At 32.4% G+C, this 15571-nt stretch carries 11 protein-coding genes and 1 CRISPR repeat array; all 11 genes read left to right on the forward strand.

Translation table 11 applies throughout. The features are described from left to right. The first annotated feature begins 29 nt into the window (after positions 1-29). The 11 genes from cas9 to BR43_RS16530 all read left to right on the forward strand — a co-directional run bounded on the left by cas9 (position 30) and on the right by BR43_RS16530 (position 15564). Positions 30-3335 (forward strand): type II CRISPR RNA-guided endonuclease Cas9, encoded by a 3306-nt coding sequence (gene cas9, locus BR43_RS16485; protein ID WP_034563937.1) that lies wholly within the window; start codon positions 30-32, stop codon positions 3333-3335. A 119-nt stretch (positions 3336-3454) separates the two neighbouring features. Then, positions 3455-4018: a CRISPR direct-repeat array (repeat unit 36 nt; unit sequence ACTACATTATAGCTGATTCTGTAAGGAAACTATAGC). Positions 4019-4156: 138 nt separating this feature from the next. Continuing rightward, entirely contained in the window at positions 4157-4900 is a 744-nt protein-coding gene (locus tag BR43_RS16490) for a DUF2087 domain-containing protein (protein WP_034563939.1), read from the forward strand. Between the two features lie 16 nt (positions 4901-4916). Beyond that, positions 4917-5270: a GIY-YIG nuclease family protein gene (locus tag BR43_RS16495; RefSeq protein ID WP_034563941.1), complete on the forward strand. Its 354-nt coding sequence runs from the start codon at positions 4917-4919 to the stop codon at positions 5268-5270. A 135-nt stretch (positions 5271-5405) separates the two neighbouring features. After that, positions 5406-7175: an oleate hydratase gene (locus BR43_RS16500; RefSeq protein ID WP_034563943.1), complete on the forward strand. Its 1770-nt coding sequence runs from the start codon at positions 5406-5408 to the stop codon at positions 7173-7175. 204 nt (positions 7176-7379) lie between these two features. Further along, positions 7380-9365: a heavy metal translocating P-type ATPase gene (locus BR43_RS16505; RefSeq protein WP_034563945.1), complete on the forward strand. Its 1986-nt coding sequence runs from the start codon at positions 7380-7382 to the stop codon at positions 9363-9365. Between the two features lie 150 nt (positions 9366-9515). Further along, positions 9516-9785, forward strand: a complete 270-nt coding sequence (rpsN, locus tag BR43_RS16510) for a 30S ribosomal protein S14 (protein ID WP_034563947.1) — start codon at positions 9516-9518, stop codon at positions 9783-9785. A 37-nt stretch (positions 9786-9822) separates the two neighbouring features. Then, positions 9823-9957, forward strand: coding sequence for a putative metal homeostasis protein (locus tag BR43_RS20230; RefSeq protein ID WP_169741073.1), 135 nt, complete (start codon positions 9823-9825; stop codon positions 9955-9957). Positions 9958-10143: 186 nt separating this feature from the next. Next, positions 10144-11316 (forward strand): cation diffusion facilitator family transporter, encoded by a 1173-nt coding sequence (locus BR43_RS16515; RefSeq protein WP_034563949.1) that lies wholly within the window; start codon positions 10144-10146, stop codon positions 11314-11316. 416 nt (positions 11317-11732) lie between these two features. After that, positions 11733-13652 (forward strand): LTA synthase family protein, encoded by a 1920-nt coding sequence (locus BR43_RS16520; protein WP_034563951.1) that lies wholly within the window; start codon positions 11733-11735, stop codon positions 13650-13652. 20 nt (positions 13653-13672) lie between these two features. Continuing rightward, on the forward strand, positions 13673-14842 hold the full coding sequence (locus BR43_RS16525; RefSeq protein WP_034563953.1) for a glycosyltransferase family 4 protein: 1170 nt from the start codon (positions 13673-13675) through the stop codon (positions 14840-14842). A gap of 26 nt (positions 14843-14868) precedes the next feature. Next, on the forward strand, positions 14869-15564 hold the full coding sequence (locus BR43_RS16530; protein ID WP_034563955.1) for an ABC transporter ATP-binding protein: 696 nt from the start codon (positions 14869-14871) through the stop codon (positions 15562-15564). Positions 15565-15571 lie beyond the last annotated feature (7 nt).

Here is a 15571-nt window from a genome sequence, read left to right on the forward strand (position 1 = left end):
AGATAAATATATTGTTTAGGAGTGGAGATATGGGGTATAGAATTGGACTAGATATTGGGATTACATCAATTGGATATGCAATTTTAAAAACAGATAACACAGGAAATCCTTACAAAATAGAACAGATGAATTCAATTATTTTTCCCGCAGCTGAACATCCAAAAACAGGTAAATCATTAGCTTTACCAAGAAGGGAACAGCGCGGTGCTAGAAGACGGAATCGTCGTAGAAAGTTTAGGAAATATCGTACGAAAATGCTTTTTATTAAACATCATTTATTAACTAAAAATCAAATGGAAATGATTTATACAGACAGTAGAATTTTAACAGACATTTATGAGTTGCGAAAAAAAGCCTTAGATGAACGAATTAGTAATGAAGAATTGTATCAAATCTTATACTTTTTTGCAGGGCATCGAGGATTTAAGTCAAACCGCAAATCTGAATTAACTGAAAAAGATATGGGAACAATGTTAACTGCGATTAAAGGGATTGAAGAGGTTCTTAGGAATGGCACCTATCGTACATTAGGTGAGTATATGTACATGGATGCAAAGTATCAAGAACATAAACGAAATAAAGAAGGCTTAGATCGCTATCTAGGAACAGCCAAACGAGCTTTAGTAGAAGATGAAATTAAACAAATTCTGACGAAACAATTTGAATTGGGAAATTTGGATTTAACCAAGGAGTTTGAAGAGGCTTTTATTGGAGATGAAGAGAAAACTGGTATTTTTAATGATCAACGAGATTTTGAAGATGGTCCAGGTAAACAGAGTCCCTATGCTGGTAATCAAGTTGAAAAAATGATTGGCGATTGTACCTTTGAAAAGGATGAAAAACGTGCTCCTAAAGCAAGTTTTACTTTTCAGTATTTTGATTTACTCAGCAAAATCAATCAATTGCGTTATCGTGAACGAATAGGTAGTGACTATCAAGAGCTAACTTCTGAGCAAAGAGAATTACTAAAAGAAAAAGTTTTGACTACTCAAAAAGTTACGTTTGCTGGAGTCAAGAAACTATTAGGTTTATCACCTTATACACAATTTAATTTATTAAATTATGGAACAAAAACAACTCAAGAGGAAACGGAAAGTAAAACGAACTTCTATTCACTACTGAATTATCATAAATTAAAAAAAACATTACCAGAAACTTTTTTTAAGTCGTTATCTGTTGATCAAATTGATGTAATTGCTTATGTGTTAACCGTTTATTCAAGTGATCATCGTCGTCGAGATGAGTTTTATGGCAGGTTAGCTTTACCAGAAGAAATTGTAGATTTACTATTGCCGCTTAATTTCAGCAAGTTTGGTAATTTATCATTAACAGCTATGAAAAAAATTATTCCTTATTTAGAAACAGGAAAAGTTTACTCAGAAGCAGCTGGTTTGGCTGGCTATGATTTTCGATATAAGCAGATAGATGAGGAATATATTGAGAAAAATGTTAATAATCCAGTTGTAAAACGGGCGGTTAAACAAGCCATTAAACTAGTGAAAAATATTGAAAGACAATATGGCTATCCACCTGATGCACTCAATATTGAATTAGCTAGGGAAATGGGTAAAACATTTGCAGATCGTCGAAAAGTGATGAAGTTTCAAGAAGAAGGGCGAAGAAGAAATGAACAACTTGCTGAGAGAATCCGTGACTTAGGTCAGTCAGTTAATGGAGAAAATATTACTAGACTTAAGCTATATGAAGAGCAAAATGGATTTGATCCATATACTGGTAACACAATTCCTTGTAATCAAATTTTTTCAGATGTTTATGATGTAGACCATATTATTCCTTATAGTAAAACATTAGATGATAGCTTTGGTAATAAAGTTTTAGTTAGTTCAGCTGCAAATAAAGAAAAGGGCAATCGAATCCCAATGGACTATATTGGAGGCAATCCAGAGCGCCGAAAGAAATTAGAAACTATTGCAAATTCAATTAAAAATCCTAAAAAACGTGAAAAGCTATTAAAAGAAGAGTTAACAAAAGAAGATATGGAAGGTTGGAAAGCACGAAATTTAAATGATACTCGCTATATTTCTAAGTTACTCTATGATTACTTTAGACAAACTATTCAGTTCCCAGAATTAGCAGTAGAAAAAAAGAAACGTGTTTTTGCGATTAATGGTTCGGTTACTGCAAAACTGAGAGCGAGATGGGGATTTAATAAAGTTCGTGCTAATGGAGATGAACATCATGCCTTAGATGCTTTAGTTGTAGCATGTGTGACAGATAAGTATATCCAAGAAGTAACAAAATATAGTAAAAGAAAAGAAGTTAGAGAAAACAGTGATTTGTGGAGATTAGATGAAACACCAGAGGCTATTGAAGCAGATGTTGTTAAAACTAAGACAGACTATAATCGAATATTTAATCAAGCTTTCCCAACTCCATGGGTAAATTTTAGAGAAGAAACCAGATGTCGTATGTCAGGAAATCCATCAGAATTAATGAAGAACTATACATGGGAAACTTATACAGATGAAGAAATTGCAGATTTAAAGCCAATCTTTATTGTACGTCTCCCTAAAATGAAAACGAAAGGTGCTGCCCATGAAGAAACTTTGCGTAGTGGAAAACTTTATGAGCAAGGATTGAATATTAGTCGAGTTTCAGTTAGCCGATTGAAATTAGATAAAAATGGTGTGATCAAAAGTGGAAATGCAGAATTTTATCAAGCAGATGGCAATGGTTGGAAACTTGTTCATGAGAAATTAACAGAAGCATTATTGGCTCATGGAGGAGATGGTAGTAAGGCTTTTCCAGAGGGATTCTTACAGTATACTCATGAAGGTAAAGAGTATATGGTAAGAAAAGTTCGAGTCGTTGGGAAATCATCGTTACAAGTACCCTTAAATACTAAACTAGCTGTAGCAGATAATGGTTCAATGATCCGAATTGATATTTTTAGAACAGAAAATGGTAAATATCAATTTGTTCCAATTTATGTTAGTGATAAGGTGAAAGAAACTCTTCCTAACCAAGCTTCTGCAGGTGGTAAGAATTCAAAAGATTGGCCAGTTGTTAAGCCAGAGGACTTTTTATTTTCACTTTACCCAAATGATTTAATTCGCATTAAGCATAAAAAAGGGGTAAAACATACTTCAAAAGACGGAAATAAGGAAGTAGAAATTAAATCAGATTTTTTTGCGTACTACAAAGGAGCTAATATCTCAACCGCTAGTATTTCTGGAATTAATCACAATAACTTTTTTGAATTTGAAGGTGTGGGCTTAGCTACTTTAATCAGTCTAGAGAAATATCGAGTGGATTACTTTGGTAATTACTATAAAGTGAATGAAAAAATACGTCAAGAATTCCACAAAAAATAAATTTGCCATTAAATGAATGAAAGACATCTAAAAATAAGAATAATTTAAAATTGTGTCCATTTTTTAGCCAGCAAAAAAGCCGTAGAAACGTTGAGGTTCTGCGGCTTTTTGCTGAGGGTACTACATTATAGCTGATTCTGTAAGGAAACTATAGCTCTGTTTCTATCTTTTTTAAATTTTTAGTAACTACATTATAGCTGATTCTGTAAGGAAACTATAGCTTGCGAAGTACAAGTTTGATGAACTTACTGACTACATTATAGCTGATTCTGTAAGGAAACTATAGCTCTTTCTTTCACTTTCATTTTTCTAATTTTACTACATTATAGCTGATTCTGTAAGGAAACTATAGCAATGAGTAATCAACACCTTCAATTTTGTTTACTACATTATAGCTGATTCTGTAAGGAAACTATAGCTGTAGTGAGTGTTCAAGTAAACGTTAATAAACTACATTATAGCTGATTCTGTAAGGAAACTATAGCTCATCAATGACTGACAAAATTAAAGCACCAACTACATTATAGCTGATTCTGTAAGGAAACTATAGCACCTTGACGCTAAAGCAGTCTATCACACACACTACATTATAGCTGATTCTGTAAGGAAACTATAGCCTCGAAAGTCTATTGATCAGTCCATTTATAACTACATTATAGCTGATTCTGTAAGGAAACTACAGCAAAAACCAATCAACATATTTAATTTATTTTAACGCTCTACAATGATTTTCATAGGAGAATCATATACATATTTTGGTTTTTGTTGACAAATTTGATAAACAATATTAATGTATGTTTAGATGTCTAAGAGGTGAAGCGATGGATTTAGGGAAAAGAACATTTCAAGAAATCAAACAAGGATACTTTCTAGCTGAGGAAGGTTACCATTGTCATTATTGTGAGGAAAATTTTTCAATCAATCAAGTTTATTCTCTTAACGATAAAATCTATATGGCCCAGCAAGCTATTCAGCAGCACATTGAGATAGAACACAGTGGGAATTTTCAACAATTAGTGGGAAATGAAAGCAAATATAATACGTTAACTGAAAAGCAGAAGCAGTTATTAATTGAATTTGAAAGTGGTGAATCAGATGCAGAAATTGCTAAAAATTTGGGTGTATCTCATTCGACAATTCGGCATCAAAAATTTACTTTTCGTGAAAAGGCCAAGCAAGCAAAATTTTATTTAGCCTTGTATGAAAATACTTTTACTTCAATTGAAACAACCGAAGATGCCTTGATTTCTATTCATAATGAGGCACTTATGATAGATGATCGTTATGTAACCACTGAAAAAGAACAAAAAGATATTTTAGAAAAAAACTTTTCAACATTTGGACCACTTACACTCGTTCACTGGCCTAAAAAAGAAAAGAAAAAAATTGTAATTATGAAACGAATCATTGAAGAATTGAAAATAAACTATACCTATACAGAAAAAGAATTAACGAAAACGTTAGCCAAAATATATCATGATCCAGTGACATTGCGACGCTATTTATATGATTACGGCTATCTTAATCGCACGCCTGATGGTGGTGCATATTGGTTAACTAAATAAACGAAGGAGTAAGAAAATGGAAAAAGATCGCAAAAAAGCATTAGCTCAAGAATATAAAGAAATGAAAAAATATTATGGCGTCATTCAAATTAAAAATGAAAAAAATGGGAAAATCTTTATTGACACAGTTGCAAATACTAAAAACCGTTGGATTGTCTACCAAATGAGCTTAAAATCAAACCGTTTAATTAATAAAGAATTGCAAAAAGAGTGGAATGAATTTGGGGCAGAAGCATTTACCTATACTATTTTATGGGAAAAAGATAGCTCACAAATCAAAGATATGAAATATGAATTAAAAAAATTGAAAAAAGAGTGGCTCTTGAAATTAGAACCCTTTGACGACAAAGGCTATCATAAACCACTTTAAATTTTGAAAAGACTATCACTAAGTGGATAGTCTTTTGTTATTTGAAGACCCCATATTCATTGCTTATTTTTCGATTAGCGATATACTTAATTTAGTTCCATAATCGTCAAAAATAAAATTAGAGGAGTGTTATTTATGTATTATAGTAATGGAAATTATGAAGCATTCGCACGTCCCAAAAAACCACAAGATGTTGATCAAAAATCAGCATATTTCGTTGGCTCTGGTTTGGCTTCGTTAGCAGCAGCAGTATTTTTGATACGAGATGGTCAAATGAAAGGTAAGCGGATTCATATTTTAGAAGAACTGCCAATTACTGGTGGTAGTTTAGATGGAATCCATAATCCAACAAAAGGTTTTATTATCCGTGGTGGTCGAGAAATGGAAAATCATTTTGAATGTTTATGGGATTTATTTCGTTCCATTCCCTCATTAGAAATAGAAAATGCATCGGTTTTAGATGAATTCTACTGGCTAAACAAAGAAGATCCGAATTCTTCTAAGATGCGGGCAACAGAAAATCAAGGACAAGATGCTCATACAGATGGAAAATTTACATTAACAGACAAAGCTTCTGAAGAAATTGTAAAACTTTTTTTGGCCTCAGAAGAAGAACTAAATGATAAAAAAATATCAGATGTCTTTACACAAGATTTCTTTGATTCTAATTTTTGGTTGTATTGGCGGACGATGTTTGCCTTTGAAGAATGGCATAGTGCTATGGAAATGAAGCGTTACATCACACGATTTATTCATCATATTGGTGGATTACCAGATTTATCCGCGTTAAAATTTACTAAATACAATCAATATGAATCTCTCGTTTTACCACTTGTAAGCTATTTAGAAGAGCAAGAGGTTCAATTTCAATATGATACGACTGTGACGAATGTCCTTGTTGATCGGGAGAATGGCAAAAAAGTTGCCAAGAAATTAATTTATCAAGAAGCTGGAAATGAAAAAATTCTTGATTTAACGGAAGATGATTTTGTCTTTGTGACAAATGGTAGTATTACAGAAAGTTCAACATATGGAGACCAAGAACATCCTGCTATCTTAAATTCAGCTTCTGGTGGTAGCTGGACACTGTGGAAAAATATTGCTGCACAAGATCCGAGTTTTGGTCGACCAGAGAAATTCTGTTCTAATATTGCCGCAACCAGCTTCGTTTCAGCTACGCTAACGACATTAGATAATCGTATTCCTCCTTATATTGAAAAAATTAGTCAACGTGATCCATTTGCAGGAAAAGTAGTGACTGGTGGAATTGTAACGGCGAAGGACTCAAATTGGTTAATGAGCTATACGTTGAATCGTCAACCGCATTTTAAATCTCAACCAAAAGATCAACTAGTAGTCTGGATTTATGGCTTATTTTTAGATAGACCAGGAAACTATGTAAAAAAAGCGATGCGAGATTGTACTGGAATTGAACTAGCGGAAGAATGGCTATATCATTTAGGCGTTCCAGAAGCTGAGATTCATGAAATGGCTGTAAATTCAGCCAATACAATTCCATGTATGATGCCGTATGTGATGTCTTATTTTATGCCTCGTGCGATTGGAGATCGTCCGAATGTTGTTCCAGAAGGGTCAATTAATTTAGCTTTTATTGGTAATTTTGCTGAAACTCCGAGAGATACAGTTTTTACAACAGAGTATTCTGTTAGAACGGCAATGGAATCAGTGTATCAATTATTAGCAATCGATCGAGGAGTACCTGAAGTATTTGCTTCTGCATTTGATATTCGAGTATTATTAAATTCTTCTAGTCGAATGATGGACGGCAAAAAACTTTATGATTTGAAGATGCCATTTTTGTTAAAACATCTAGAAAAAAGAGGTGTTGAAAAATCAAAAGGAACAATTATTTACGATATGTTAAAGGATTCAGGGCTGATTTAAGTCTAGTTTGCAAATGAACGTACTGAAAAAGATAGCATCAGTTTATATCGATGCTATCTTTTTTTAATAGAATAAATAAAAAACAAATCTATTGACATATGAGTATGTATTCATGTATTATATAGATAGCAAATGAATATATACTCATGTGAATAAAATTAACTAAATTTAAAATTGAATTTTACTTTGGAGAGGAAGATTACGATGGAAACAGTTGAAAAAAAAGCACACAACCATGAAGAAAAACATGACCACAATCACGAAAAAGGTCATAAACATGACCACAGTCAAAATCATAATCATGATGGACACAATCATGGCGATAGTAAATCGCCTGTCATTTTATTTTTTATTGGTTTGGCGGCTTTTGGGCTAGCGCTATTAATAAAAGAAAAAAATGTCATGCAAAGTGCATTATTTGTTGGAGCTATGGTTTCGTCAGGCTATCATATTATTGGTGAAGGTATAGGGGATACAATTAAAAATACAATAAAAAATAAACGATTTTCACCTAATGTCCATCTTTTAATGACTTTAGCAGCTATAGGTGCAGCTATTATTGGGAATTTTGAAGAAGGGGCATTACTAATTATTATTTTTGCTGGGGCACATTTCTTAGAGGAATATGCTGAAGGACGTAGCAAACGTGAAATTACAAACTTATTAAAAATGAATCCAACTGAAGCGCGTTTGATTCAACCAGATGGAAGTACAAAAACAGTGGATGTATCTACGCTAAAAATTGGAGACAAACTACAAGTTTTAAATGGTGATCAAATTGCCACGGATGGTGTGATTTTATCTGGAATGACGTCCATCGATGAATCTTCAATCAATGGAGAAAGTATTCCAAGAGAAAAAACAGTTGGTGATAATGTGTTTGGTAGTACGATTAATGGCAGTGGTGTGATTACAATGGAAGTAACGAAGGATAGTAGTGACACAGTTTTTGCTAAAATTATCCAACTTGTTAATCAATCACAATCTAACTTATCAAAAACTGCTACTAAAATTCAACGAATTGAACCTTACTATGTAACTCTTGTTCTTGTTTTAGTACCAATCTTTATTATCCTAGCACCAACATTGTTTAACTGGACATGGAATCAAAGCTTTTACCGTGGAATGGTGTTCTTGATTTCAGCTTCCCCATGTGCGCTGGCAGCAAGTGCAATTCCAGCAACATTGTCCGCAATTTCTAACTTGGCAAAACGTGGTGTTTTATTTAAAGGTGGTTCTTATTTATCTAACTTGGCTGAAATTAAAGCCGTTGCATTTGATAAAACGGGAACACTAACAAAAGGGAAACCTTCTGTAACTGATTTTTACTTTGAAATGGCTGAAGCAACAGATTCTGAACAAGGATACATGGATATCATTGTTGCAATGGAAAAAACAGCTAATCACCCATTAGCGAATGCTATTTTAGGCAAATTTAACGCTGAAAATATGTTGAACATCGAAGTTGAAAATAAAATTGGAACAGGCTTAATTGCTGAATATGAAGGTGCAACTTACCAAATTGGTAAACCTGAAATATTTGAAAATGTCGATCAATCTATTCAACAACACAATCAAGAGTATAGCAATGAAGGGAAAACAGTTGTTTATTTTGCTAAAAATAAACAAGTATTAGGACTCATTGCAATGATGGATGTGCCTAATGAAAATGCAATCGAAGTAATCCGTTATTTGAAATCACAAAATATTCATACAACAATGATTACTGGTGATGCTGAATTAACTGGACAAGCAGTGGGACGTATAATCGGAATTGATGAAGTTGTAGGAAATGTGCTTCCAGAAAATAAAACACAGATTGTAAAAGAACAACAATCTCGTTATGGAATGACTGCAATGTTAGGAGATGGAGTCAACGATGCACCAGCTTTAGTTACAGCAGATATTGGTGTGGCAATGGGCGATGGAACAGATATCGCAATTGATGTAGCAGATGCTGTTCTAATGAAAAATGATTTGACAAAATTCAGTTATGCTCATAAGACTGCTAAACGTTTAGATCAAGTTGTTTGGCAAAATATTATTTTCTCAATGTTAATTGTAGCAACATTAGTCTTTTTAAACAGTATTGGCAAAATGGATATTACGCTAGGTGTTTTAATCCATGAAGGTAGTACACTATTAGTTATTTTGAATGGTTTAAGATTATTGATTCCAACTAAAAAATAGAAACTAGACTAGAAGAATCGAAACAAAACTTATTTTTAGTTTTGTTTCGATTTTTTTTTAACAAAATTCTTGTAACTGTTAAGAGAACATGATATAGTAAAAAAAGCAAAACGTAATAATTTCGATTTATAAAGTGTGAGGAGGAAAAACATGGCAAAAAAATCAAAAATAGCTCAAGCAAAAAGACAAGTTCTAATGATTGAAAAATATGCTGATTTACGTGCAGAATTAAAGGCGAGAGGTGACGTGAAGGCCTTAGCAAAATTACCAAAAGCTTCTCATCCGAATCGCTTGAGAAATCGGGATCTATTAGATGGTCGTCCAAGAGGTTATATGAAAAAATTTGGATTATCCCGAATTAATTTTAGAAATTTGGCTCATAGCGGACACTTACCTGGTGTAAAAAAAGCGAGTTGGTAATAAGGGGCAGTAAACTTAATGTATGGAGGTGATAAAAATGGAAAAGATAGATTCTTCAAGTGCGCGTAGGCGATTAAAAAGCAGAAATATCAAAACGCGAAAACGTGCATTAAAACTTATTAAGCAAGCTAAAACTGAGAAAAAAAAGAAGATGGTTGGTTCGCCAGTGTGAACGCTTGCTAGCTTGGAAATTTAAAGGCATTCCTAAAAATAGAATAAGGTATGAAAGAGGCTGAATTGTAGCGTATTCTAAACAATGAAAAGTTCATAATAATCATCCTTTTTCCTAGACTTTTTGCGTGAAATAACTTAGGATAAATAAATACGCTTTTGGAGTTACATGCTAGGAGGAATAATTTTGATTAACTATCTATTAAATCGTTTTGAACGCAATTATAAGGGAACACGAGAAGGACTTAGGACAGGACTAGGGATTTTAGCCGGAAAAATAGGCTTACTTTCTAATCTAGTTCTTTTTTTAATCAAATTAATGATTGGATTGCTTTCTGGAAGTGTCTCAATTATGGCAGATGCGATTAATAATTTGTCAGATACAATTTCGTCTATTTTGACTTTAATCGGTTTCTATATCTCTGGTAAGCCAGCAGATGCAGAACATCCATATGGACATGAGCGTTTTGAATATATCAGCGGAATGCTCGTATCAGTATTGATCACCTTTGTTGGTTTTCAGTTTTTGATTACTTCTGTTAAAAGAATCATGAATCCACAAAGTGTTAAAGTAACGGGACTTGTATTAGTTATTTTAATTTTTTCAATCGGCATTAAAACTTGGCAAAGTTTCTTTTATCAAAAAACAGCTAAAAAGATTGATTCTAATACATTAGTTGCATCAGCAAAAGATAGCATTAATGATGTTTTCACAACATTAACGGTATTATTATCAGCCATTGTAGAAGGGATAACCGGTTTACGAATTGATGGATATGTTGGGTTATTGATTGCTATTTATATTATCTATAGTGGTTTTAAAATGATTCTGGAGTTTATTGATGCATTGATGGGAACAAGACCGCCACAGGCTGAAATCGATGCTATGAAAGAACATTTATCTTTAGTAAAGGATATTGTTGGTTACCATGATCTATTGATTCATAATTATGGACCTAATAAAGTTTTTGCATCGGTTCATATTGAAATTGACGATACGTGGGATTTGAGAAAAGCCCATGATACCATTGACTTGATTGAAAGAGAATTTAAACACGGATTAGGTGTAGACTTAGTCTGTCATATGGATCCTGTAAGCCTACATGATCAAGAACAAAACAGAATTTATCTATTATTGAAAGAAATTATTCATTCACTAGACAATAATTTAAAAATGCATGACTTACAAATTGAGCAAAAAGACGGAGAAACTTCAACTATTTACTTTGATATTGCGATTCCTAAGGATTTTAACTTAACTGATAATGAATTAGAAGAGCGAATTCAATATGCAGTTGAACAAAAAATTGGTGAATTTCAAGTGGAAATTACCTTCGATCATATTTATCTGTTGATTTAAATGAACAAAAAATTGTACCCAATAAAATAGTTGAACTTTTTAAATGTTTTTATTTAAAAAGTTCAACTATTTTTTTGCAAAATTAAAGAGGGTAATGATAATATTTTTTCTGAAAATATAGAAAAAATAAAAAAAGATTTACGGTTGTTATTTTTCAAGGAAATTAGTAAAGATATAGATAGAAAACTCCGTCTATATAGGAATAAGAAAAGTTAGATATATTTTGGAATTATAAGAAAAATTATTTAAATTTAAGAAATAGACGTTTTTTTTTGAAAAAGTGCTTAAAAAAGTGTCTAAAATTAAATGAAATAATTTTTTTTTTTTAGATAATTAGTAAAGTTAAAAAATATTAGCTATAGATTTAATGGTAAAATGTATAAGATGTTTAGCAGATTTTGAGAGGAGAATTCAATTTGATAGTATTTTTAATTTTATTATTTGTCTTTAACGGAACATTACTAATTACAGGAAGATGGTTTTTATACAAACAAAAAGATAAATTTTCAACGATTTTTTTAAAAAGTATTCAATGGTTAATGAATGGCATCTTTTTGATAGTAAATTCAGAATTGTTATTGTCGACAATGTATCCCAATACATACCATCCAGTCATTTTTGAAATTGGAGTGTCGAACTTTATACTTACGCTTATTATTCAAATTCCTTTTTACTTACTTATTTATGGCTTCCTTGGTTTTTATATAGGGAATGCTTTATTGACCGTTTTAACCTTTATATTAGGTGTTTCAAATTACGTGAAGTTTACATTACAAGGTTTGCCCCTATTTATTTGGGATTTTTTATCATCTAAAATGGTTACAGATGTGCTTTTTAATATGGTATTGAAAGAACAATTACTGATTACAATTCTTTCACTTATTCTATTAACTGCTATGATTTGGGGCTTGAAGAAACTATTTTATTCTTGGCATTTTCCCACTGAAAATTGGAAATTACGAGGAACTTTAGCCGCAATTGGCTGTATTAGTATGGTGTTTTTCTTTTTTAATTTTGAACAGATTTACTCGAAGTTTAACATTCAAGCGGCAGAGTATAACAAACCGATTCAAAAAAGTTATCAAGAAAATGGATTTGTTCTATCGTTTCTTGGGAATTCTAATCAACATGGAATGGTTATGCCTGCGAACTATTCAAAAGAAACAGTTGCAGAGGCTGTCACTGAAATTAAAAATAAAATGGATGCGATTAATAAGCCAAAAGTTGAGCTAATTAAAGAACAACGACCAAATATTATCTTTATTTTAAGCGAAGCATTTTGGGATCCAACTACAATTAAAGAAGCGGAATGGACACAAGATCCAATTCCAACTATCCATGGTTTAATGGAAACGTCTGGTGGGTACCTATTTTCACCAGAGTTTGGTGGTAGCACTGCGAATGTAGAATGGAATGTTTTAACTGGTTTTTCTTCTAATTTTACTATTGATGGTTATATTCAATACAATCGAACAACTCAACTAAAACAGGCACCAAGTATTGTTGAACCTTTGAAAAGTCAGGGGTATCAAGCGATTGCCTTACATGATTATCAAAAAGAGTATTATTATCGGACAGAAGTTTACAAAAAGTTTGGTTTTTCAGAATTCATTTCTGAAACAGAAATGACGCATCACGATACGAATAATATTGGTACGTACATTAGTGACGCATCTATTTTTAAAGAAGCAGTTGAATTGATAGATAAAAAAGGAAAAGATAATCCTATGTTGCTACATATGATTACTATGCAAAATCATTATCCTTATACATCAAACTCTAAATTTGGCCAAATAGATTATGTGAAGAATAAAGAGGCATTAGTTGATGGTGACCAATTTAATTTATATATAAATGGGTTAGCAGATACAGACAAGGCAGTTAAAGAATTATTAACCAGTCTTGAAAAAGTTAAACGTCCAACCTATGTTGTCTTTTATGGTGATCATTTGCCATCTTTAAATAATGAATTCTATGAGCATGCAACCTTTAATACAAATCAAAACCAAGTCGTTGCCAAACACGAAACTTCTTATTTTGTTTGGAAAAATGATGGAGAAAAACTAGAAGTGCCAAGTGAGGTAATCAGTCCTAACTATATTGCTGGAGATATAATGGAAAGATCTGGATTGCATCAAACTATTTTTCAACAATATACGACCTATGTTCAAAATAAAATACCTGCCTTTAATAAGCGTGTATATTTGGACAAAAAAGGCAATTCAAAAAAATTAACCAATGATGAAGAGGAACTGTTAGATCGTTATTATTTAATTCAATACGATATGATGTATGGAGAACAGTATAGTTCCAAAATTTTTGAAGTTGAAAGTTAACATAAAAAGGAGATTAATGAATGAATATCGGTATTTTTACAGATACGTATTTTCCGCAAATAAGCGGTGTTGCAACATCAATTGCGATGTTGCAAAAGGAGTTAACCAATCGTGGACACCAAGTTTACATTTTTACAACATCGAATCCTGAAGCAAATGATATAGAAGATTATCCCAATGTTTATCGAATTCCAAGCATTCCTTTTCTATTTTACACGGAGCGACGTATTTCCTACGTTAGCTCCCGTAAAATAACGCGTTTAGTAGAAGAATTGAAGCTTGATATTATTCATACACAGACTGAATTTTCATTAGGGGTGATTGGACAAAAAGTAGCACAAAAATATAACTTACCGTTGTTACATACGTATCATACGATGTATGAAGATTACTTGCATTATATTGCGAACGGAAAATTATTAACTAAACCGATGGTGAAGTACTTAATGCAATCATTCTGTCAAAAAGCAGATATTGTGATTGCTCCTACTGAAAAAGTGAAATTAACTTTGGAGAAGTATCAAATATGCCGTCCAATTAAAATTATTCCTACAGGGATTGATTTTCAAAGTTTTGAGCAAACAGATTATTTACAACAACAAACCAATGAATTAAAAAAAGAATTAGGTTTGTCAGAGGATGATTTTGTTTTAGTCTGGCTTGGACGGGTTGCTTATGAAAAAAATTTAGAAGAAATTTTAAGAGAATTACCAGCTATTTTAATGGAACAGTCGAATACGAAGTTAGTTATTGTTGGTGACGGTCCTGCTAAAAAAGATTCTGAAAAAATAGTGCAAGAATTAGGTTTAAATGAAGTGGTTCAATTTTTAGGTGAACAAAATTGGGAAAATATTAATAAATTTTATCAGCTAGGAAATGCTTTTATCAGTGCATCAACTACAGAAACACAGGGCTTAACTTATATAGAAGCGTTGGCGTCAAATCTACCAGTTATTGCCAAACGAGATAGTAGCATTGAGCAATTAATAGTTGATAAACAAACTGGATTTTTATTCGAGAAATCTAGTGAACTGCCAGCCATTATAAAATCTATTAGTCAATATCCAGCCGCAACAGAGGCTATTATTAAAAATGGACGTGAACAAATTAAGAATCTTTCGGTTGAACATTTTGGTGATACTTTAGAAGAAGTTTATGAAGGTTTGTTAAAAGAAGCAGTTGAAAAATAAATGCACCAAGTAAGAGGGGAAAATAAATGATTAGAGTAATTGATTCATCAAAAAGCTATCCGATGGGTGATCGACTACAGATGGTAAATAACAAAATTAGTTTTAAGATTCGTAAAGGTGAATTAGCTATGATTATTGGACCTTCTGGTTCAGGAAAATCAACAGTTTTAAATATCCTTGGTGGATTAGAAGTAAATGATTCAGGATCAGTTTATGTAAATAAAAAAAATATTAGTAAGTTTAGTGAAAAAGAACGCTCCTTGTATCGAAAAGATGTAATTGGTTTTGTTTTTCAATTTTATAACTTAATTGCAAATCTTACAGCAAGAGAAAATGTTGAACTAGCAGCAAATATGGCTGAAAATCCTTATACAGCAGAAGAAGTGCTGAAACAAGTTGGATTAGCGAATCGGATGGATAATTTTCCAGCACAGTTATCTGGTGGCGAACAGCAACGTGTTGCAATAGCACGTGCTTTAGTAAAAAGACCGAAAATTTTATTATGTGATGAACCAACTGGCGCATTGGATTTTGAAAGTGGCCAAGGGGTTTTAATGTTGCTACAAGAAACCGCACAAAAATATGGAACGACCGTAGTCATGGTCACTCATAATGGTGCGATTGCTTCAATGGCGAACCGAGTAATTGAGATTAAGGATAGCCGTGTCAAAGAGATTAAAGTGAATAAAAGCCCAATTCAAGCCAACTTGATCGAGTGGTAGTAAGGAG

This window comes from Carnobacterium gallinarum DSM 4847 (assembly GCF_000744375.1).
Taxonomy (GTDB): domain Bacteria; phylum Bacillota; class Bacilli; order Lactobacillales; family Carnobacteriaceae; genus Carnobacterium; species Carnobacterium gallinarum.